Source organism: Pseudomonas sp. MHK4 (genome assembly GCF_054600775.1).
This window is the reverse complement of record NZ_BAAIAK010000002.1, coordinates 390,793-413,021: the sequence shown is the minus strand read 5'-3', so window position 1 is coordinate 413,021 and position 22,229 is coordinate 390,793. Positions and strand designations below refer to the sequence as shown.

Annotated in this window: 13 protein-coding genes; 5 read left to right on the top strand and 8 right to left on the bottom strand. The window is 62.6% G+C overall.

The window, feature by feature from the left end; all coding sequences use genetic code 11:
• Positions 1–31 precede the first annotated feature (31 nt).
• The 5 genes from ACYP2Q_RS06775 to ACYP2Q_RS06755 form a co-directional block, all read right to left on the bottom strand.
• On the bottom strand, positions 32–1,420 hold the full coding sequence (locus tag ACYP2Q_RS06775) for a DUF1329 domain-containing protein (RefSeq protein ID WP_459729791.1): 1,389 nt from the start codon (positions 1,418–1,420) through the stop codon (positions 32–34).
• Between the two features lie 12 nt (positions 1,421–1,432).
• On the bottom strand, positions 1,433–3,130 hold the full coding sequence (locus tag ACYP2Q_RS06770) for a DUF1302 domain-containing protein (RefSeq protein WP_459729790.1): 1,698 nt from the start codon (positions 3,128–3,130) through the stop codon (positions 1,433–1,435).
• A 44-nt stretch (positions 3,131–3,174) separates the two neighbouring features.
• The gene (locus ACYP2Q_RS06765; RefSeq protein ID WP_459729789.1) at positions 3,175–4,299 is read right to left on the bottom strand and encodes an FAD-dependent oxidoreductase; all 1,125 of its coding nucleotides are present in this window, start codon (positions 4,297–4,299) and stop codon (positions 3,175–3,177) included.
• Positions 4,300–4,386: 87 nt separating this feature from the next.
• Positions 4,387–4,797 (bottom strand): Rieske (2Fe-2S) protein, encoded by a 411-nt coding sequence (locus ACYP2Q_RS06760; protein ID WP_459729788.1) that lies wholly within the window; start codon positions 4,795–4,797, stop codon positions 4,387–4,389.
• Between the two features lie 15 nt (positions 4,798–4,812).
• The gene (locus tag ACYP2Q_RS06755; protein WP_459729787.1) at positions 4,813–5,751 is read right to left on the bottom strand and encodes a VOC family protein; all 939 of its coding nucleotides are present in this window, start codon (positions 5,749–5,751) and stop codon (positions 4,813–4,815) included.
• A gap of 269 nt (positions 5,752–6,020) precedes the next feature.
• Here ACYP2Q_RS06755 and ACYP2Q_RS06750 point away from each other — a divergent pair, with 269 nt between their 5' ends.
• Together ACYP2Q_RS06750 and ACYP2Q_RS06745 are read left to right on the top strand one after the other, a co-directional pair.
• Positions 6,021–6,983 (top strand): LysR family transcriptional regulator, encoded by a 963-nt coding sequence (locus ACYP2Q_RS06750; protein WP_274077844.1) that lies wholly within the window; start codon positions 6,021–6,023, stop codon positions 6,981–6,983.
• 60 nt (positions 6,984–7,043) lie between these two features.
• Positions 7,044–8,201, top strand: coding sequence for an alpha/beta hydrolase family protein (locus ACYP2Q_RS06745; RefSeq protein WP_459729786.1), 1,158 nt, complete (start codon positions 7,044–7,046; stop codon positions 8,199–8,201).
• A 913-nt stretch (positions 8,202–9,114) separates the two neighbouring features.
• Here ACYP2Q_RS06745 and ACYP2Q_RS06740 read toward each other — a convergent pair.
• Positions 9,115–9,573: an REP-associated tyrosine transposase gene (locus ACYP2Q_RS06740; protein WP_459729785.1), complete on the bottom strand. Its 459-nt coding sequence runs from the start codon at positions 9,571–9,573 to the stop codon at positions 9,115–9,117.
• 330 nt (positions 9,574–9,903) lie between these two features.
• Entirely contained in the window at positions 9,904–10,290 is a 387-nt protein-coding gene (locus ACYP2Q_RS06735) for a nuclear transport factor 2 family protein (RefSeq protein WP_459729784.1), read from the bottom strand.
• A 260-nt stretch (positions 10,291–10,550) separates the two neighbouring features.
• On the opposite strand from ACYP2Q_RS06735, the gene ACYP2Q_RS06730 reads away from it, so the two are divergent.
• Positions 10,551–11,900, top strand: coding sequence for a metal-dependent hydrolase family protein (locus tag ACYP2Q_RS06730; RefSeq protein WP_459729783.1), 1,350 nt, complete (start codon positions 10,551–10,553; stop codon positions 11,898–11,900).
• An 11-nt stretch (positions 11,901–11,911) separates the two neighbouring features.
• Positions 11,912–12,358, top strand: a complete 447-nt coding sequence (locus ACYP2Q_RS06725) for a GlcG/HbpS family heme-binding protein (RefSeq protein WP_459729782.1) — start codon at positions 11,912–11,914, stop codon at positions 12,356–12,358.
• Here the strand turns inward: ACYP2Q_RS06725 and ACYP2Q_RS06720 are convergent.
• Positions 12,343–13,278, bottom strand: coding sequence for a LysR family transcriptional regulator (locus tag ACYP2Q_RS06720; protein WP_459729781.1), 936 nt, complete (start codon positions 13,276–13,278; stop codon positions 12,343–12,345). The genes ACYP2Q_RS06725 and ACYP2Q_RS06720 overlap by 16 nt on opposite strands.
• A 282-nt stretch (positions 13,279–13,560) precedes the next feature.
• Here ACYP2Q_RS06720 and ACYP2Q_RS06715 point away from each other — a divergent pair, with 282 nt between their 5' ends.
• Positions 13,561–22,212 (top strand): GH36-type glycosyl hydrolase domain-containing protein, encoded by an 8,652-nt coding sequence (locus tag ACYP2Q_RS06715; protein ID WP_459729780.1) that lies wholly within the window; start codon positions 13,561–13,563, stop codon positions 22,210–22,212.
• Positions 22,213–22,229 lie beyond the last annotated feature (17 nt).

Genomic DNA, 22,229 nt, shown 5'->3' with positions numbered 1-22,229 from the left:
TCACGCAGGGCAAGCCGCGATCCGGCCTGACTCAGCGAACCCCGGCACCCGCCATCGCCGCCGGCGAGAACTCGGAGGCCCTGTAGCGATCCACCATGCCGTACTGCTCAGGCAGGCCGGTGTAGACGTTCTGGATAAACCAGGCGCCTGAGGTCAGGTCATAGAAGCCCGAGGACAATTGCGCTTGCGCAGGCAGGTCCGGCATCACCGCCGGCAACGACCACAGGGTCTTGGCCAGTTGGCCGTTGGCGTCCCAGCGGTCGCCCAACATGGCTTGCCAGGTGTCTTCATCGAGGTAGTAACGGCCCTTCGGCAACTGGTGACGCTTGCCCGGTGCCAGGTCGGCCTCGACCACCCAGACCCGGTGCAATTCCCAACGCACGTAATCGGGGTTCATGTGGTGGGCGAGGAACAGGTCTTCAGGTTTGGCAGCGGTCTGCACCTTGTTGGTGTTGTAGGGGATGTACATCTCCTGCTTGCCCACCAGCTTCCAGTTGAAGCGGTCCATGCGGCCCTGGAACACGCTCAATTCGTCGAACGACATCACCCCGGCAGTCGCCGGTGTCGGCGTATCGCAGCAGGCATTCGGCAGTTTGCGCACGCGACGTTGCCCGGTCAGGTACACATGGGCCTGGGACAGGTCGCCATTGAGGTTGGTGCGGCCCATGATCTGCTCGCCGGCACGCAACGGTGGCCCGACGTTGAGCAGGCGGAACAGCCAGTAGTCACCGGCGAACGACTCCGGCGTGCCTTCCTGGTAGTAGTACGGCATCTCCTGGATGGCCTGGCCGTCGGTAGTCATGACCTGCTTGCCATCGGCGGTCATCAGGTAGTGCCGAAAATGCATCGACACCGAGGTTCCGCGCCAGTTGAGCAAGTGGTTCCACATGGCTTCGGCGCCGTTCTGCGGGATCGGGAACGGGATACCGCCAAAGGCGCCTTCGGGCACGGGGCCGGCGCTGCTGTCGACCAGTTTGGCGCGGGTGACGTTTTTCAGAGTGTTGTCATACACCCACTGCGGCGCGGCGGCGGTGCGGCGGGTCGGGTAGACATCGATGCGATAGGAGTCCGGGAAACGCTTGAACATTTCCTTGGTGCCGTCGCTGAGTTTGCCGGCGTATTGCGCGAGGTTTTTCGAGGTGATGCTGAACAGCGGTTTGTCCGCGGCAAACGGATCGGAACGCTTGCCGCCTTCTTTGTACGAAGGGTCGACCTTGGTGTAGCCACCGTCCCAGGCCGGAATGGAGCCGTCGGCATTGCCGGCGCGCTCGGCCCCGAACGGCGTGAGGTTTTTCGACAGCTTGGCGGCGTCTTCCGCTGTCGCCGCCAGCGTCATCTGGCTGCAGATCGCCAGGCTGCCGAGCAGTACAAAGCCCAGGGCCTTGAGGGTGAAGGCTGCGGATTTCTTGTTGTGGGTCATGCGCAAGTCCTCTTAAAACGTGGTCTTGACGGAGAAAGCCAGGTAGTCCCGGTCTTTCAGCGATTGCTTGTAATTGAACTGGCTGGCGGCGTTGAGATTGGTGTCCTCGGCGCCGTAGTAATGCGTGTAGGTCAGGCCGGCGGTGACGCGATCCAGGTAGGTCGCGGTGATGCCGATGTTCATGTCGCCGCCGTTGTCCGGGCCGAAGGAGCTGACCACCGCTGATTTGCCCAGGGGGAAGTAGCTGAGGCCGACCGGGATACTGATGTCGATGCCGGAGAAGAACTGGCGGTAGGTCGGGGTGTAGACGACCTTGAAGCCGAGGCCGTCGTCGGTGGCATTGGGGTCGAGGGCGGCGCGGTTCTTGGTGACGCTCAGCAGTCGGTTCCAGGCGATCTCGCCGACCAGTCCCGATTCCCTGGCCAGGAAGTTCGGCCCGAACGAGGCCAGGACGTTGAGGTTGACGTGGGCGGTACGGCCGACCGCGTAGAGGGCGTCGTCATCGTTGTCGGCAACCACGCCGGGCAGGACGGTCTGACCGTTGGAAACCAGCGGCATGTTCCAGCGCATCGAGGCTTCACCGGCGAAGCTGTATTCGTCGACGGTGGTGGAAAAGCTGGCACCGAATGCGCGAATGTCTTCCGGGTACACCCAGTAGTACTCGCCGATCTGACCGGTACTGAAGTTCGGTGCGCCGGTGGAGGGCTTGAGGTAGAGCTTGGGGGTCTTGTCGTGGTACTGGATCGCGTACAGTCCGTACTCGACCGTTTCCGCACTGTACTTCAACTGCAGGCCGCCCTGCCCCGAACTTTTCGCTTCCTTGTCATTGCCATGGAAGAACGCCGCCGGGCTGGCGGGATTGCCACCGAGGAACGCAGGGAATGGCGCCCCGACGATCAGGCGTTCGTTGCCTTCACCAATGGTGTCGCTGGTGGAGAAGTAACTGCCGGCACCCGGCAGGCGCGTTTCCTCCCATTCCAGCTGGTAGAAAGCGCCAAGCGACACGTCGTCGGTCAGTTGGAAGGTGCCCGACAGCTGATTGACCGGCCGGGTGATTTCCTTGAACTGGGTGTTGGGTACCGACTGTGCCTTCACCACGTCGACCGGTGCCATGCCACCGGCAATGCCGTTGGCCCCGAAGAACAGGCTCTCGCCCCAGATCAAGCCGTGGCGACCGGCACGCACGGACGTGGCGTGGTCGGCCAGCTCGCCGTTCCAGTACACGAACGCGTCGAGCAATTCGCCTTTACCGCCATGCAGGTGGCGAGTGTCGTCGGTGAATTCGTCGTAGGCCACGGAACGGGCGTTGGCCCGTGCCGGGTCGTCGTTATCGTTGTCCTGCTGGTATTCGGTGTCGTACCAGGCGGCACCACTGAGGCGCGCGCCGACGTCCTTGAACGACATGTCCAGCTCTGAAAGGATGTCCGTGCGGTTGGAGATCAGGCCTTTCTTGAATGCCCGGTCGCCGTCATCCTGGTTGAGTGCCACCTGGCCCTCGCTCAGTTTGCTGCTGGGATTTTGCGTACGCCAGGCGGCGCTGTACTTCACGGTGTTATCCCAGCGCAGGTTGAAATCCGGATTGCCGGTATCCACCGAAAAGGCATGGGCAGCCTGGCTGCACAGGACCAACGCCGCGGCCAGACTGAAAGCAAAGGGTGCAGAGATGCTGACCTGGCGGCGCGCAAGCGTCGCAGTCGTGGAACTAACCATCGCGTTAACCTCTTGTTTTTATAGTGGTAACTGCTGTGGGTGAATCAGATGGGCTCGGCCGTCAGCGCGAGCATCTGCTTGACCAGGCCAATGCGGTCGAACTCACGGTCGTGCTGCATTTCCTTGTCGCCGGCCAGCACCGAGCTTTCGCTGATGAATTTGCAGCGCTGGAAACGGCGCGCCATGAAGCGCTGCAGCTGTTGCTCGACGCTGCCGTCGCGGGTCAGTTCTTCACTGAGCACGATGGCATCTTCAATCGCCATGCCGGCGCCCTGGCCAAGGTGCGGCGTGGTCGCGTGGGCGGCGTCGCCGATCAGCAGGACGCGACCGCGGTACCAGGGCTCGTCGACGAAGACCACTTCCATCGGCTTGTAGACCACCTGGCTGCTGTCTGTGATCTGCTCGCGCAGTTCGCCGATGAGGCCGGTGAAACCCTGCAGGCGCTGGCGCATCTGCTCGGCCAGCGTGGCCGGGTCCATCCACGGGTTGGACGGTTCGTGGGACGTGAGGAACAGGTACATCAGGTCACCGGCCAGCGGCACCAGGCCGGCGTTGCCTTCGGCGCTCTGGTAGTTGGCGAGGTGATCGATCTGCGGGGCACGCGGGAAGTTGTAGCGCCACACCGACTGGCCGGTGAAACGCGGGGTGTAGGTGTCGCCGAACAGCAGATCGCGAACCCTGGAGAACAGACCGTCGGCGCCGACCACCAGGTCGTAGGCAGCGCTGCTGCCATCGGTGAACAGCACATCAACGCTGTCGCCTGTGTCCTTCAAGGACTCCACGCTAAGACCCAGGCGTACTTGCGCGCCAAGCTCCAGCGCCGTTTCGCTGAGGACCTTGTGCAGCGCCAGGCGAGAAATGCCGACGTTGGCCGGGTACGCAGGCCCTGCCAGTCGTTGACCCGGAATGCGCGCCAGTTGCTGGCCGGCCGGGCCATAGATGGCGACGTCTTCAAAGGCGTACGCCGCATCGAGATAACCATCCAGCACACCCAGCTTGGCCATCTCGCGGACCACGTTGCTTTGCTGGATGATCCCGACGCCGTACACCGTCCACTCTGACTTGAGTTCGACCAGATCGACCTCAATGCCCTTGCGCCGCAGTGCGATGGCCGCACACAAGCCACCAATGCCACCGCCCACGATCAGAACTTTGTTCACTGCACTCATGGTTTTCTCACTTGTTATTCTTGTGATTCGATGCAGCGTCGGGCACTGCGTCGTTGGGTCCAGCTTCCGGTCAAAGCAGGGATTTGACTAATCGCGAGTAGGGATGCGATGTATCTGCAAACGCGATACCTCAAAACGGGGCGACGCGCTTTCAATGCCGGGCACTTGCAGCACCAGCCAGCCCTCCTCCACCCGCCACGCCAGCGCCTCCAGCTTCTGGCCCAGACAAGGGCCGTAGACGCATTCGCCGGTACTCGGCAGAAACTGCGCACCGTGGGCATAACAGACGATCAACTGGCCGTCGGCAGATAAAAAACGGTCTTTGCGGTACTCCAGGCGTACGTCCAGATGCGGGCAACTGTTGCGATAAATCCGCACCTGGCCCTCGTGCAGCAAGGCAAAAACACTGTCTTTGCCGCGCTGCAATGGATCGAATCCGCGCGCCTGCCCTTCCACCAGATCGTCCATCCGGCACAGGTAAAAATCGCGTTGGCTCATGGCAGACACCCGTGTTCAACCCTGTTTGGGTGGCGGGCCGCCGGGTGCCCATTTCTCCTTCGAATTGAACAGGAACAGCTGCGAGTTATCCGCCGACAACGGCGCGCGACGGGCCTCCCAGGCGTCATCGTGCTTGTCCATGTCGGCGTCGTATTCAATGTGGCAACCCAATGGACTGTTGAAGTACCAGAACCAGTTGGAGCCAAAGAGATGACGGCCAGGGCCCCAGAAACTGGTCCAGCCTTTTTGCTCGAAACGCGTGCCGGCCAACAGCACTTCGGTGCCGCTGCCCATGTGAAAGGTGAAATGTTCGCAGCCCTTCATGTGCGGTGGGGTCTGGATCATGAACAGGCAGTGGTGGTCATCGGAACCCGCCGGGCGCATGAACGGCCCGGCGCCGACAAAGGTGTCCGTGGTTCGAAAGCCCAGACGTTCGGCATAGAACGCTTCGGCCTTGGCCGCGTCGGGGACGAAATACACCACGTGGGACAAAGTGCGTGGCACCGCGCTCATGTCGAGGGTAATGCCCGGCTGGTTCAGCGGGCGCTGCGGCGCATGGCCGGCGGCGTTGGTCAGGTCGTCCGGGGCGTTGTACGCCTTGCGCACGGTGACCTGGAAAGCGATCGCGAAGCCCATGTCGTCGACGCTGTGCAGCACGCCGTTTTCCCGGGACACCTGGCGGTCGCGCGCCAACTCGTCCTCGATGGCGTCGAGGTCCGCCGCGCTGGCAACGCCGTAGACGGTTTCGCGAATCGACGGCGCCGGGCCGATGGCCACCGGCAGGGTCGGATCGTCCGCGCGGCGAATGATCACGGCAGTGCCGTCCAGTGCTTCAAAACGCCCGCCATCGCTGTCGACGTCAACCGGCGCAAGGCCGTAGTCACGCAGGCAATCGGTACAGGCTTGGATGTCATCGACGCCAAAGATCAGGGCATCAAGGCCAATGATGTTCATGGCTTACCACTCCATTGAAATTATGATCCGGAGACTGCTCGACCAGGCCGTTCAGCTGCGCATGGAATCCGGTGGTGGTGTCGGCCAGAGGTCCGACTGCGGCGAAGAGTGACGCGCTGTTTGGCAGCTGACTAATCGCGAGTGGGGATGCGACCTATCGGCAAACGCGATACCTGAAGGCGCGGGATGACAGTGCAAGGACGGGGTTGACGGGACGATGAATTCACCGGAATGTATCGTGAAAATAAATACAACAACGGACATGCCTGATGCGTTTCAACCACTTGGATCTCAATCTGCTGGTGGCACTCGATGTATTGCTCGAAGAGCAGAACATCACCCGTGCCGCCGAACGCCTGCACATGACGCAGTCCGCAACCAGTGGCGTGCTCGGGCGTCTGCGCAGTTATTTCGAAGACGAACTGCTGGTGCAGGTGGGGCGCAAGATGCAGCCCACGCCCTATGCCCAGGAGCTGGCCAAACCGATCCGCGAAGTGCTGCTGACGATTCAATCCTCGATCACCGCCAAGCCGGTGTTCGACCCCACCACCAGCAAGCGCCACTTCCGCCTGGTGACCTCGGATTACCTGATCAGCGTGCTGTTTGCCCAGGTGATCCAGAAGATCCATCAGGAAGCGCCGAACATCACTTTCGAGATGCTCGGCCCTGGCGACAATTCCGGTGAGTTGCTGATTCGCGGCGAGGTCGACCTGATGATCGTGCCTGAGCGCTACATCATCGACGGCCATCCCCACAAGCTGCTGTTCGAGGAAGAACACGTCTGCGTGGTGTGGGCTGGCAATACCCAGGTCGGCGACAGCCTGACCCTTGAGCAGTACATGGACATGGGCCATGTCTCCGTCGGCTTTGGTCGCACCCGGCACTTGAGCATCGAAGAGTGGTTCATGAACCAGTACGGCTTCAACCGCCGTATCGAAGTGATCACCAACGACTTCAACACCCTGCCGCAGCTGGTGGTCGGCACCCAACGCATCGCCACCATGCACCAGCGCCTGGCACGGTTGTATGCCCAGCACCTGCCGCTGCGCATCCTCAATCCACCGGTGAAGATTCCGGTCATGCGCGAGGTCATGCTCTGGCACCGCAGCGTGGACGGCGACCCGATGCACCGCTGGCTGCGCGAGCGCATCAGCGAGTTCATCCAGCATCTGGAACAGGATCCTATCGCCGCTCGCGATACCTCGCATCCCGAGTCACGATTGGTCAATTAGCCGGTGCGTCCTTAACGTGCCTTGTGAACGCTCAAGGCAACCACAAGGACAACAACAATCATGTTCCGTTATTTCCCGACCAATTACGTGTGGAATCTCTCAGTCAACCTGGCCATCGAGATGGGCGCCCGCATCGGCGAAATCGAAGAGATGTGCGCGCCGCTGCAGGAAGCCGCCAAGCAGCCCGACGCCGCAGGCACCAAGGCGTTTCGCGAAACCTGGGCGAAGATGGCCGACAAACTCTGCGGCCTGGCCGAGGAAGACGAAGGTAACGGCCGGCTGCTGTCCGCCGGTGAAAAGTACAATCGCGCCGCCACCTATTACCTGACCTGCGAGCGCCTGCAGGCCCATGGCGCGCCGGGCCGTACCGAGCTGTACCAGCGTTTTTTGCAGACCTTCAAGCGCGGTCTCGAACTGTCGCGGGAGAACTGCGAGCGCGTTGAAATCCCCTACGAGGGCAAACATATTTCCGGCTTGCTGGTGCGTGCCGAAGGCGTGAGCGGGCCGGCGCCGATCCTGGTGCAGGTCAACGGACTGGATTCGACCAAGGAAATGAAATACCGCGTCGGCCTGCCGGCCTGGCTGGCAAAACGCGGCATCTCGTCGTTGATCATCGACCAGCCCGGCACGGGTGAAGCCCTGCGCCTGCACAACCTGATTGCCCGTTACGACAGCGAGCACTGGGCCAGCCGCGTAGTCGACTGGCTGGAAACCCGCAGCGATGTGGATGCCAAGCGTATCGGCCTGGAAGGCGTCTCCCTTGGCGGCTATTACTGCCCGCGCGCCGTGGCCTTCGAGCCACGGTTTGCCTGCGGTGTGGTGTGGGGCGCGAACCATGACTGGCGCGATGTGCAGAAACGTCGCCTGGAAAAGGAAGGCAGCTTCCCCGTACCGCACTATTGGGCGCACGTGCAGTGGGTGTGGGGTGCAAAAGATATGGATGAGTTCATGGCCATCGCCGAGAACGTCCATCTGGACGGCGTGCTGGACCGGATCAAGGTGCCGTTCCTGGTGACCCACGGCGAAAAGGATTCGCAGATCCCGCTGAAGTGGGCACAGCGTACGTACGAGCAACTGGTCAACAGCCCCAAGCGTGAACTGAAGATCTTCACCGAACGCGAAGGTGGTGTGCAGCATTCGAGCTTTGACAACAGCATCAACGCGGGTCAGTACATCGCCGACTGGGTTGCCGAAAACCTGGGTGGCCACACGGCTTGACCTGGCCCCTGTAGAAGCTGGCTTGTCGGGTCGCCGCATCGCAGCGATGGCGGCATAACGGCCACCACCGCATCGCCAGCAAGCCGGCTCCTACGGATGTGTGTCACACCACAAACCCAACATTCACCGCAAAACCTGTAGGAGCTGGCTTGCCAGCGATGACGGCATAACGGCCACCACCGCATCGCCAGCAAGCCGGCTCCTACAGATGTGTGTCACACCACAAACCCAATATTCACCGCAAATCCTGTAGGAGCTGGCTTGCCAGCGATGGCGGCATAACGGCCACCACCGCATCGCCAGCAAGCCGGCTCCTACAGATGTGTGTCACACCACAAACCCTACATACACCGCAAAACCTGTAGGAGCTGGCTTGCCAGCAATGGCTGGCATAACGGCCACCACCGCATCGCCAGCAAGCCGGCTCCTACAGATGTGTGTCACACCACAAACCCAACATTCACCGCAAAACCTGTAGGAGCTGGCTTGCCAGCGATGGCGGCATAACGGCCACCACCGCATCGCCAGCAAGCCGGCTCCTACAGATGTGTGTCACACAAAAAACCCAACATTCACCGCAAAACCTGTAGGAGCTGGCTTGCCAGCGATGACGGCATAACGGCCACCACCGCATCGCCAGCAAGCCGGCTCCTACGGATTTGTGTCACACCACAAACCCAACATTCACCGCACAACCTGTAGGAGCTGGCTTGCCAGCGATGGCGGCATAACGGCCACCACCGCATCGCCAGCAAGCCGGCGCCTACAGCTGTGTGTCACACCATAAACCCAACATTCACCGCAAAACCTGTAGGAGCTGGCTTGCCAGCGATGACGGCATAACGGCCACCACCGCATCGCCAGCAAGCCGGCGCCTACGGATTTATGTCGCACCAAAACTCTGCAACCACCCCTACAGCCATTTGGCGTCCCACAACGGGTAATCATGCACACGCCTGACAAGGCCGGCGCGTATGGGGTTGGCGATGACGTAACGCGCAGCTGCCAGCAAATTCTCATCATGGCGAATGGCACGGTCGTGGAAGCCTTTTTGCCAAAGACATCCTGTTCGCCCCAGGTGAGCATTGATTGCTCGGGCGCTGCGTGATTTGGTGGCCAGCATCAATTCCGGCAAGGTGCTGTTCTTCAGCTCAACCAGCCAGTGAAAATGATCAGGCATGACCACAAAGGCCAGGGAGTCTGCCAGATCGTCAGCGTGTGCCTTCTGAAATTGCCGTACCAGGAGCCGCCCTGTCGGCCAATTGGTGAATAATGGCTCGCGATTGCGGGTCACCGCGGTGAGCAGATAAATTTGCCCGGATTGGGAATAGCGCCCGGCGCGCAGGCGATTGGCGTGGGGATGATCAGGCATTCCATTGCCTTCCTGTGTTCAATACCGAAACACAAGGCTAGTGCGCCAGAATGAGGAGCGTTGTCACAGTTTGGTTCTGGATGTGACTGTACGGACGTCATCGTCGGAACGCCGCCCGCAGCAAGCCGGCTTCTACAGATTCGTGGGCTGCCAAACAATCCGCATGCCCCCGCAAAACCTGTAGGAGCTGGCTTGCCAGCGATGACGGCATAACGGCCACCAGCGCATCGCCAGCAAGCCGGCTCCTACAGATTTGTGTGGCGCCCAACAATCCTCAGGCACCCGAAAACCTGTAGGAGCTGGCTTGCTAGCGATAGCGTGCTAACGAGTTCAGTTAGGTGCACGTGTGCCATGAAACGAGCTGATCTGCCAGCCCTCGGCACCGAACGTCCAGACTTGCGTGGCGAACCCGTCACCGCGAATCGACTGGTCGCCGCCGCGTTTGCGCAAGGTGTTGCATTGCGTTCCGGTCATCACCGCCAGGTGTTCGCCGTAGAAGCGGATCTGCAACTCGCCCCGCTCGATATCCAGATACTGTACTGCGCTTTGTGCGTACTCCAGATAGTCCGCCTTGCCTTGCACCAATCCCGTGGTGTGCACATACACCAGGTCATCGGCGAACAGCTCGGCGACGCGTGGGTAATCTTCTTCAACCAAGGCCCGGCGGCGTTCCTGTTCAAGTGCCAGGAGTTGGTTTTTTACAGCTGCGGTGGTCATAGGAATGGTTCTCTGTGGGTGATGAGCGCGCACCATAGACTTTCGACCCAGCCGATAAAAAATCGTCGATCACGATGCCAGCCATCGCCACTTGCAATACCCGCTTCCTGATCTCGCTCAGCGCCGCAATGCCCCCGCTGCGGCTAGCGTGCAGCAGCTATCGAAGCCATCAATACCCGGCCATTGATCCAAGTTGCTGGTGGCCTCCATGGCCACGCCCTAGCCTCGCTTTGCATAACAATCAGCAAAGTGAAAACGCCATGAATGCCCTGCACCTCAAATGCCAGACCCTGTTCGACGGTACTGGCCTGCATACCCGCCAACAGCAAACCCTGGTCGTGGAAAACGGCCTGCTGACCTACGTCGGCCCGACAGCCCAGGCGCCGCTGCCACAAGCGGGTGACAGCGTTGTCGATGCCGGCGATAACTTTGTCATGCCGGGTCTGGTGGACGTGCATACCCACCTGGCCTTCGGCAACGCGCAGAGCGAAGAAGACATCGATATCTGGACCAGCGACGAATTCCGCGCGCTGCGCGGCATGTTCTTCGCCCAGCATGTGCTGGCCGCCGGCGTGACCAGCATGGTTTGCCCGGGCGATAGCGGCCAGCTCAGCATCGCGGTGCGTAATGCGATCGCCGCGGGCCTGTTCGAGGGCCCGCGCATCGCGGCCAGCAGCCGGGTCATCACCAATCGCCAGAGCCTCAATGACTGGTTTCCCAGCCGCGTGGGCGCTCCGGAATATTTCACCGCGCGCCTGGTCACCAGCCGCAGCGAAGCCTTGGCCGAGATCCGCAAGCAGGCGAAGGACGGCGTAGATTTGATCAAGATAGCCATGGACGGCACCCACCGTCGCCCGAACGGCGAAATCATCGCGGCGTTCACCGCCGAAGAAACCTACGAGATGGTCGAGGAAGCCCATCGCCTGGGCTGCAAAGTAGCGACCCACGCCTATGGTCGTGAAGCGGTGATGTACGCCGCCCGCGCCGGTGTCGACCTGGTGTTCCACGCCTTCTACATGGACGACGCCTGCATCGAGGCCCTGCTCGAAGCCGGCAGTATCCTCGCGCCGACCATGACCTTTCCACAAAACACCGTGGATTTTTGCCAGCCCCACGACCCGGCCATCAGCACCGGGTACGCCGGCTATTGCGCACGCACGCTGGAAGTCGGTTCGGCGGTGCTCAAACGTGCCAAGGCGGCCGGCGTGCCGTTCGCCTGTGGCAGCGACAGCGGTTTTGCCGTGACACCTTATGGCGAGTGGCATGCGCGTGAGCTGGAACTGCTGGTCACTCGCCTGGGTTTCACGCCCGCCGAAGCACTGTACGCCGCCACCGCCGTCGGTGCGCGCTGCATGCCGCGCGGTGAGACCATCGGCTCCCTGGAAGTGGGCAAGCAAGCGGATTTCCTGTTGCTCGACGGCTCGCCGCTGCACGACATCCGCATCCTTCAGGACCGCTCGCGCCTCAAGGCCGTGTACAAGGCCGGTCAGCCGGTGCGCATGGAACGCAGCCCCTACAACCCCAAGCAAGTCTCCGATTTCAACTCATTGAAGTGGACTGACCTGTACACCCGCGATCGAGTTGCCCAACTGGGCAAGTGGGCCGTATGAGGATCGACGTCATGCATACACTTGACCTGATCACAGCCACCCACATCGCCAGCAACGCGATCCGCATCGCCCGGGAAACCGGGATCAAACCCCTGGCCGCCGCCGTGCTGGATGCAGCGGGTCATCCGCTGGCGGTCCTGCGCGATGAACAGGCCAGTTTCCTGCGCCCGCAAATCGCCACCGGCAAAGGGCGGGGCTGCCTGGGAATGGGCTTCGGCGGACGGGAACTGGCACGGCGTGCGCAAGCCATGCCAGCGTTCTTCGATGCGATCAACAGCTTGACCGGTGGTGAAGTGATTCCAGTGGCTGGCGGTGTGCTGATCCGTAATGCCGAGGGGAAGATTCTCGGTGCCGTTGGCATCAGCGGTGACACCTCGGACAACGACGAGCGCTGCGCCGTGCAGGCCATCGAGCAGGCAGGCCTGGTGGCCGATACCGGTGATCAGCCGGTGGGTTGATCAAGCAACGCGGCCTGCTCCAGCAACAGGCCGCGAAACCACATCAGCGCCGGATCCCGCTCCTGATACGGGTGCCATTGCAGCACCTGTACGGCGTCCGGAAAAGCCAGGGGTGCGGGGTGAATGCACAGCGGATAACGCTCGGCGAAACGCTCTGCCTGCCGACGAAACACAGTGGCAATTCGCGCGGTACCGACAATGAACTCCGGCATCAGCGCGAAGCTTTCAACGGCCACCGCCACCCGTCGATGAACGCCCAACTCATGCAGATGCACAGCATCCATGGCCAGGTTTCGCCCGTCGGCAAACTCACGCACCACATGTTCGGCGGTGCAGTAGCCCGTCAGGCTCAAACCCTCGGCGAATTGCGGCTGCTGCGCACAGACGATGCAACACAGCTGGTCACTCATCAAGGGGACTTGGGGGTAAACCGGGTTCAACCGGCGCTGCGGCACAATCACGCAATCACTGCGACGATAGTCCAGCGCTTCGCTGACCACATCACCATCGCGCGGCACGGGCAAGTCGCGCAGGCTCAAACGCACACCCGGCGCGACACGCGCCAACTCAAGACTGACCGCTGGCAACAGCACCCCGGCCACGTAGTCCGAAGCCACCAGGGTAAATTGCCGAGTACAGGTGGCCGGGTCGAAATTCACCGGTGCATCGACAATCTCCCGCGTCAGGGCGAGAGCTTCCTGCACCTTGGGCATCAACTCCAACCCCAAGGCCGTGGGCTCCAGTCGCCGCCCGACCTGCACCAGCAACGGGTCATTGAAGTGCTCGCGCAAGCGCCCTAGCGCTGAACTGGTCGCCGACTGGCCCAGGCACAATCGTTCTGCGGCCCTGCTGACGCTGCATTCGCTCAACAAGGCGTCCAGGGCCACCAGCAGGTTCAAGTCAAGACGTCGATAGCGCATGCTGTTTCCGCTGCAAATGGATAGATAGACCAAGTGGCGACTTTAATGACCGCTGTATTGCTCCCGCCAATCGCGTGCCTCGTTAGCAGGTATCGCAACGCAAGATACCTGCTTCCAGCACCGCCTATGTTCGCTACCGAACAGACTTCTCCCCGATAAACACTTCACACTCGACGGTGGAATGCTGCGCCCGGCGGCGCAATGCCCCGCACACCCAGCCTGGCGTAGAACCGCCTTCATTCCACATGCGACCTGCCCTGCGCGCGTCGTACGAAGGATTTCATGCAAAATATCCTGACTCGCACCCTGTCCAGTCTTTGGCGCTCACCGGCCATCTGGCTCAGGTGGAGTGCCGCGCGACACAAGTTCGAGTACGAGCCCATCCTGCGTTCCGACCTGTTCAATGCGCAGCAGATGGCCGACCACGGTATCCTCCTGGCCCGCCAACATGTGCTCGGGCGTCTTTCCAGAAAGGACGCCTTGCTGGGCCGCCTGACGGACAACCAACTGCTGCTGGAACGTAGCTGCGCAGCGCTCAAGACCGTTCAACAGTCCAGTCGCCGTGCGACCCCTGCGGCGGAATGGCTGCTGGACAACTTCTACCTGATCGAAGAAAACATCCGCACCGCCAGGACCCACCTGCCCGATGGCTATAGCCGCGAGCTGCCACGCCTGGCCGAAGGTCCTTCGGCAGGCCTGCCGCGGGTCTATGACATCGCCCTGGAAACCATCGCCCACGGCGATGGCCGGGTCGACGCGCCGAGCCTGGATTGTTTCATCGCCTCCTATCAGACCATCACGCCGCTGACCCTGGGCGAGCTGTGGGCCATCCCGATCATGCTGCGCCTGGCGCTGATCGAGAATCTGCGGCGCGTGGCGTCCCGGGTCATGGCCAATCGGGATGACCGCAACCTTGCCGATGACTGGGCCGATCGCCTGATCGAAATGGCCGAGCGCGACGCCAAGAGCGTGGTCTTGACCGTGGCCGACATGGCGCGCTCCGCGCCGCCGATGACGCCCTCATTCGTCGCTGAACTGGCGCGCCGCCTGCACGGGCAAAGCGCCGCGCTGATCTTGCCCATGGCGTGGATCGAACAAACCCTCGGTGAGGCCGGCCAGACCGTCGAACGCCTGGTGCAGATGGATGCCCAGCAGCAATCCGGCGACCAGGTGTCTATCAGCAACAGCATCGCCAGCCTGCGCTTGCTGGCGGCGACCGACTGGCGCGAGTTCGTCGAGCTGCTCAGCCATGTCGAACAGGTCTTGTGCACGGACCCGGCGGGCGTCTACGCGAACATGGATTTTGCCACACGCGATCGTTACCGCCATGTGGTCGAACGCCTCGCACGGCATTGCGTGCAGTCTGAAACCCAGGTGGCACAGGCCGCCATCGAACTGGCCAGCACCCCACAACCCAGCGGCGTAACCGGGCACGTGGGTTATTACCTGGTGGCGGACGGCTTGCTTGGCCTGGAGCAGGCGCTGCACGCCAGCGTGTCGCCGCTCGAACGCTGGAAGCGCCTGCTGCAGAGCGCCCCGTTGAAGTTCTACCTGTGCCCTGCACTGCTGTTGACGTTTCTATTGGCCTGGCCGTTTCTCAGCAGCGCTTATCACAGCGGCACGCCCACCTGGGGCCTGATCCTGCTCGCCTTGCCCGCACTACTGATGACCAGCCGCCTGGCGATCGGGTTGGTCAACTGGCTGGTGACCCTCACCGTAGCCCCGTCGCTACTGCCGCGCCTGGACTACAGCAAGGGCATACCAGCCGAGGCACGAACCCTGGTGGCGGTGCCGACGATGTTTGCCAACGCCGGCGACATCGAGGCCCTGGCGGAAGGCCTGGAAGTGCGCTTCCTGGCCAATCGCGATGACAACCTGCATTTCGCCCTGCTCAGCGACTTCATGGACGCCCCCGCCGAGGTAATGCCCGAAGATGCCGAACTGCTCGCCCTGGCGCGCCAACTGATCGAGGCGCTCAACCACAAATATGCCGATGGCCAGGTCGACCGCTTCTTCCTGCTGCACCGGCCCAGGCACTGGAGCTCGACCGAACGGGTATGGATGGGGCATGAGCGCAAGCGAGGCAAGCTCGCCGAGCTCAATGCGTTGCTGCGAGGAAAAGGACAGGAGCGCTTTGCATTGATCGTCGGAGATGTCGCGCCGCTGAGTGCAGTGCGCTTCGTCATCACCCTGGACACCGATACCCTGCTGCCACGGGACGTCGCGCGCCAGTGCATCGGTACCATGATGCACCCGCTGAACCATCCGGTATTCGATCAAAGGAGCGGCAAAATCGTCAGCGGCTATGCCATCCTCCAGCCACGGGTGGGCATCAGCCTGCCCAGCACGGCACGCTCGACCTACGCCCGCCTGTTTGGCAGCGATGCCGGTATCGACCCCTATACCCGCGCCGTTTCCGACGTGTATCAAGACCTGTTCCGCAACGGTTCCTTCATCGGCAAGGGCATCTATGCCGTCGACGCCTTCGAACAGGCACTCGAAGGCTGCCTGCCCGACAACCGCATCCTCAGCCATGACTTGATCGAAGGCTGCTATGCCCGTTGCGGGCTGCTCAGCGATGTCCAGCTGTATGAAGAATACCCGTCGCGCTACAGCGCCGACGCCAAGCGCCGCCACCGCTGGATTCGCGGCGACTGGCAAGTGCTGTACTGGGCACTGCCGTGGGCTCCGAAACCCCAGGGTGGATTCGCGGCCAACCGCCTTAGCAACCTGGCCCGCTGGAAGATTTTCGACAACCTGCGCCGCAGCCTGGAGCCGGGCGCCTTCCTGGCCATGCTGGCATGGGGCTGGCTGGGTTCGAACGAAGCCGCCTCCTGGACGTTGGCGGTGGTGATTCTGGTGTGTCTGCAACCGGTGCTGCAGTCGGTACTGGCGCTGGTACAGAAAGCGGCCGATATTCCCCTGGGGCAACACCTGACTGCTGCATTGCATACCTCGGGCCAGCATTTCATGCGCGCGCTGCTTTCGATTGTCTGGTTGCCCTCCGATGCGCTGTTGAGCTTCGATGCGATTGGCCGCTCACTGTGGCGCATGCTCATCAGCAAACGCCGCCTGCTGCAATGGCAACCTTCCCGTGAGGTGGAGCGCTCCAGTGGCAACGATCTGGCCGGCATGTACAAAAGCCTGTGGATTGCCCCTGCGCTGGCGTTGCTGCTGTTCGCTGCCCTGCTCTCCTCTCCCCACGTACTCGCACTGGCGGCACCCTTGCTGCTGGTGTGGCTGGCGAGCCCGGCGATTGCCTGGTGGATCAGCCTGCCGACGACACCGACAGGGTTTGATCCCTCAGCCCAAGACCTGCGCTTTTTGCGCATGCTGTCACGCCAGACCTGGGCATTCTTCGATCGTTATGTGGGCCCTGAGGACAACTGGTTGCCACCGGACAACGTCCAGGAAATACCCAAGCCGACCATTGCCCACCGGACCTCACCGACCAACATGGGCATGGCCCTGCTCTCGCACCTGGCGGCCCACGATTTCGGTTACCTGAGCAGCGGGCGCCTGCTTGAACGCATCAACGCCACCCTTGAGTCCATGGCCGGCCTTGAGCGCCATCATGGGCACTTCTACAACTGGTACGACACCCAGACGCTGCAGCCGCTGGCGCCTCGGTATGTATCCACAGTGGACAGCGGCAACCTGGCGGGACTGTTGCTCACCCTGCGGCCGGGGCTGTTGGCGTTGGTCGACATGCCCCTGTTCGACCGACGCAACCTTGGCGGCCTGGGCGACACCCTCGATGTGCTGCAACAGGCGTTACAGGGCGCGGGCCTCGATGATCGTGCCGTGCTGGAACTGCGCGCGAAGGTGGCGTCGACGCTTGAACAGGACACCCCGGACAACCTCCTGCAACTGCTCGATCAGGCGCAGGCCCTGACAATCGACAGCCCGGCCAGCGCTGGCGAAGAAGCATACTACTGGCTGCAGGCATTGCAGGCGCAGTGTGCGGATCTACGGGCAGAGCGACTGCGCTTCGAGCTGCCGCAGGCACCCACCCAGGCCAAGGCACTCACCCTGCGGCACATGGCCGAGCTCGATTGCATGCTGTGGCTGCCCGCCGATCAGGCGCAAGTACAGGCGGTACAAACCCTGGCTCGGGCACGAATCAGCCAACTCGAGCATCTGGCCGAATTGTCCGCGTCTCTGGCGAGCATGGACTTCACCTTCCTCTACGATGCCCAGCGCGACCTGTTCTCGATCGGCTACAACGCCGACGAACGCCGGCTGGACAACGGCTACTACGACCTGCTGGCGTCAGAGGTGCGCCTGACCAATTTCGTGGTCATCGCCCAGGGCCAGCTGCCGCAACAGGCCTGGTTCACCCTCGGACGCTTGCTCAGCAACAATCGCGGGGTGCCGGTGCTGCTGTCCTGGTCCGGTTCGATGTTCGAGTACCTGATGCCCAACCTGGTCATGCCCAGCTATGAAGGCACGCTGCTGGAGCAGACCTGCCGCGCGGCCGTGGCCTTGCAGATCGAGCATGGCAACCAGTTGGGCATTCCCTGGGGCGTGTCCGAGTCGGGCTACAACACCCTGGACGGCCACTTCAATTATCAGTATCGGGCCTTCGGCGTACCGGGCCTTGGCCTCAAGCGCGGGCTGGCCGAGGACACGGTGATTGCGCCGTACGCCAGCGCCCTGGCGCTGATGGTCGAGCCGCAAGCGGCCTGCCGCAACCTGCAACGCCTGGCGGCCCAGGGCTCGGCCGGGCGCTATGGCCTGTACGAAGCGGTCGACTACACCGAGGCGCGCCTGCCCCGCGGCCAGCGCTATGCGGTGGTGCGCTCGTTCATGGCGCACCATCAGGGCATGAGCCTGCTGGCCTTGACCAGTCTGCTGCTCAACCGGCCCATGCAGCGACGTTTCGAGTCGATCCCGGCCTTCCAGGCGACCCTCTTGTTGCTGCAGGAACGCGTACCGAAAACCGCCGCGCCCTACCTGCATGCGACCCAGGACCCTGCATCAGGGGACAATGCAGGGACGCAGGAAACCAGGCTTCGCGTGTTCGCCGATCCCGGGCGCAAGCGCCCCGCCGTCCAGCTGCTTTCCAACGGCCGCTACCACGTCATGCTCAGCAGTGCCGGTGGCGGCTACAGCCGCTGCAACGACATCGCCGTGACCCGTTGGCAGGAAGACGCGACCCGCGACAACTGGGGCATGTTCTGCTACCTGCGCGATGTCAGCAGCGGCGTGTTCTGGTCCTCGGCGCACCAGCCGACCCTGCACCGGCCAGAAAGCCATGAGGCGATTTTCAGCGATGCCCGGGCCGAGTTTCGGGTTCGCGAGCTCGACTTCGATACACACACCGAGATCGTCGTATCTCCCGAAGACGATATCGAACTGCGCCGGCTGCACATCACCAACCGCGGCCGCGTGCGGCGTAGCGTGGAGATCACCACTTACGCCGAAGTGGTCCTGGCGCCAGCCATCAGTGATGCGATGCACCCGGCCTTCAGCAACCTGTTCGTGCAGACCGAACTGTTGCCGGCGTTGCAGGCCATCGTCTGCACCCGCAGGCGCCGGTCCACTGAGGAAGCCGTGCCCTGGATGTGTCACCTGCTGGCCGTCCACGGCGCGGACATCGACGCGATTTCCTACGAGACCGATCGCGCGCGCTTCATCGGTCGAGGGCGCGACGTTGCCGCGCCAGCGGCGCTCGATGGCCATGTCCAGCAGCTGTCCGGCACCGCCGGCTCGGTGCTCGACCCGATCGTCGCGATCCGCTGCCGCATTGCCCTGGAGCCTGGGCAAACGGCGACCATCGACCTGGTGACAGGCGTCGCGGACAGCCGTGAGGGTTGCCTGTACCTGATCAACAAATACCGGGACCGCCACCTCGCCGATCGCGTCTTCGACCTGGCCTGGACCCACAGCCAGGTGTTGCTGCGCCAACTCAATGTCGCGCCGGAAGATGCCCGCCTGTTTGAACAGATGGCCGCGTCGATCCTCTACGCCAATGCCTCGTTGCGCGCGGAAAACAGCGTATTGATGGCCAACCGACGCAATCAATCGAGCCTCTGGGGCCAGGCGATCTCCGGCGACCTGCCCATCGTGCTGCTGCAGATCGCCACCGTGGAGAACATCGAGCTGGTGCAGCAGATGGTCAAGGCCCATGCCTACTGGCGGCAAAAGGGCCTGATGGTGGACCTGGTCATCTGGAACGAAGACCAGGCGGGCTATCGCCAGCAACTCCAGGACTTGATCATGGGGGTGGTGACGTCCGGCAGCGAAGCCGCGCTGATCGACCATCCCGGGGGCATTTTCGTGCGTCCGGCGCAGCAGTTGTCGAACGAGGACCGAACGCTGATCCTGTCGGTGGCGCGCCTGGTGCTGAGCGAAAGCAATGGCAGCATCGCCGAACAGTTTCATCGGCGTCACGCCAGCCCGGTTTCCCCGGCGCTGGTCCCCACCCTCAAGCGCCAGGCCAAGGCAACGGCAGCCACTGCCCTGCCCGCCCTGGACGGTTTATTGCTGGGCAACACCTATGGCGGTTTCAGTGCCGATGGCAGCGAGTACGTCATGACCCTGCAGCCTGGCAAGCCAACGCCGGCGCCTTGGGCCAACGTGTTGGCCAACCCGCACTTCGGCTCGGTGATTTCCGAAAGCGGTGGCGCCTACACCTGGATGGAAAACGCCCACGAATTTCGCCTGAGCCCCTGGCATAACGACCCGATCACCGACGCCAGCGGCGAGGCGATCTATGTGCGCGATGAAGAAACCGGGCATTTCTGGTCGGTGACGCCACAGCCTTGTCCCGGTACTGGCGAATACCGTACCCGGCACGGCTTCGGCTACAGCGTGTTCGAGCACGATGAAGACGGCATCCACACCGAGTTGTGGGTGTACGTCGCGCTGGACGCTTCGATCAAGTTCTCGCATTTGCAGGTTCGCAATCGCTCAGGCCGCCCGAGACGCCTGTCGACTACCTGCTATGTCGAGTGGGTGCTGGGCGACTTGCGCAGCAAATCGGCGATGCATGTGGTAACGGAAGCCGACCCTAGCAGCGGCGCATTTTTCGCCAGGAACGCCTATTCGATCGAGTTTGGCGAACGTGTGGCATTCCTCGATACCGACTCGACCGACATCAGCATCAGCGGCGATCGCACCGAGTTCGTCGGCCGCAATGGCAGCCTCAAGGCACCAGCAGGACTGCAGCAGGCACGCCTGTCGGGCCGTACCGGTGGCGGCTTCGATCCTTGTGGTGCGATACAGGTGGCCCTGGATCTCGACAACGGTGATGAGCAGGACGTGGTCTTCCGCCTCGGCGCAGCCCGGGATACGCCGTCGGCCCTACGCCTGGTGCAACAGTACCGGGGCCTGGGAGCGGCCACCGCGCAACTGGAGGCGGTACGCGAGCATTGGCGTTCGCAGCTGGACGTGATTCAGGTCCAGACCCCCGACCCGAGCGTCGATGTGATGGTCAATGGCTGGCTGATGTACCAGGTGATCGCCTGTCGCTTCCAGGCCCGCAGTGGCTACTACCAGTCCGGCGGCGCCATCGGCTTTCGCGATCAACTCCAGGACAGCATGGCGATGCTCCATGCTGATCCCGCCAGCGTGCGTAGTCATTTGTTGCTGTGTGCGGCCCATCAATATGCCGAAGGCGACGTGCAACACTGGTGGCACCCGCCGCTGGATCGGGGGGTGCGCAGTGGCTGTTCCGACGATTACCTGTGGCTGGCGCTGGCGACCAGTCACTATGTGAGCGTCACTGGCGACCTCAGCGTGCTGGCCGAACCCGTGGGCTACCTTGAAGGCCGCCCGCTCAATGCCGGGGAGGAGTCCTATTACGATCTGCCGGGCAAATCGCACCTCGAAGAAAGCCTCTATCAGCATTGTGTCCGCGCCATCGAACACAGCCTGCAGCGCGGCAGCCACGGCCTGCCCTTGATCGGCACGGGTGACTGGAACGACGGAATGAACCGGGTCGGTCACCTGGGCCTTGGGGAAAGCGTGTGGCTAGGCTTCTTCGGCTTTGATGTTCTCCAGCGCTTCGCCATCACCGCGCAATTGCAGGGCGACCCTGCTTTCGCCCAGCGATGCACCCAGCAGGCCGCCCTGCTCCAGGCCAGCCTGGAAGCACACGCCTGGGACGGTGCATGGTACCGCCGCGCGTACTTTGACGACGGCCAGGTCCTGGGCTCGGCCAACAATGACGAATGCCGCATCGACTCGATCGCGCAGAGCTGGTCGGTACTCTCGGGTGCGGCCCCGCAAACCCGGCGGCGCACGGCCATGGCCTCGTTGGAGCAGCACCTGGTACGCCCCGACACCGGTGCGGTGCTGCTGCTCGATCCGCCATTCGACACTGGCATTCTCGAGCCTGGGTACATCAAGGGCTATGTGCCGGGTGTGCGGGAAAATGGCGGCCAGTACACCCACGCCGCAGTCTGGGCCGGCATGGCGTTCGCCGAGCTGGGCGACAACGTCAGGGCCTGGCGGTTGCTCGACATGATCAACCCCGCAGGCGGTGAAGTCGCCAGCCGGCTCGAGACCTACAAGGTCGAGCCCTATGTCATGGCGGCCGACGTCTATGGCACGCCGCCCCATGCGGGCCGTGGGGGTTGGACCTGGTACACCGGGTCGGCCGGCTGGATGTACCGCTTCATCGTCGAGTCATTGCTCGGCGTGCAGCGGGTCGGGACTTCCTTGCATATCGAACCGCTGCTGGCGCAGGGCTGGACTGGCTACACGCTGCGCTACCGCTATGGGTCGACGACCTACCATATCGATGTGCGCCCTGGCACGACCAGCACGCTGGTGATCATGCTGGACGGCGAGTTGTTGGGCCGGGACGCGCTGCAATTGTCAGATGACGGCAAGGACCATCAGGTGCTGGTGACCTGCGCGGTAAAAGCGCAGCAGGCGCAAATGCCTGGCTGCGATAGAACCGTCGAAGCCGATCTTGAGCGCTGAGGTACAGCGCTCTTGGC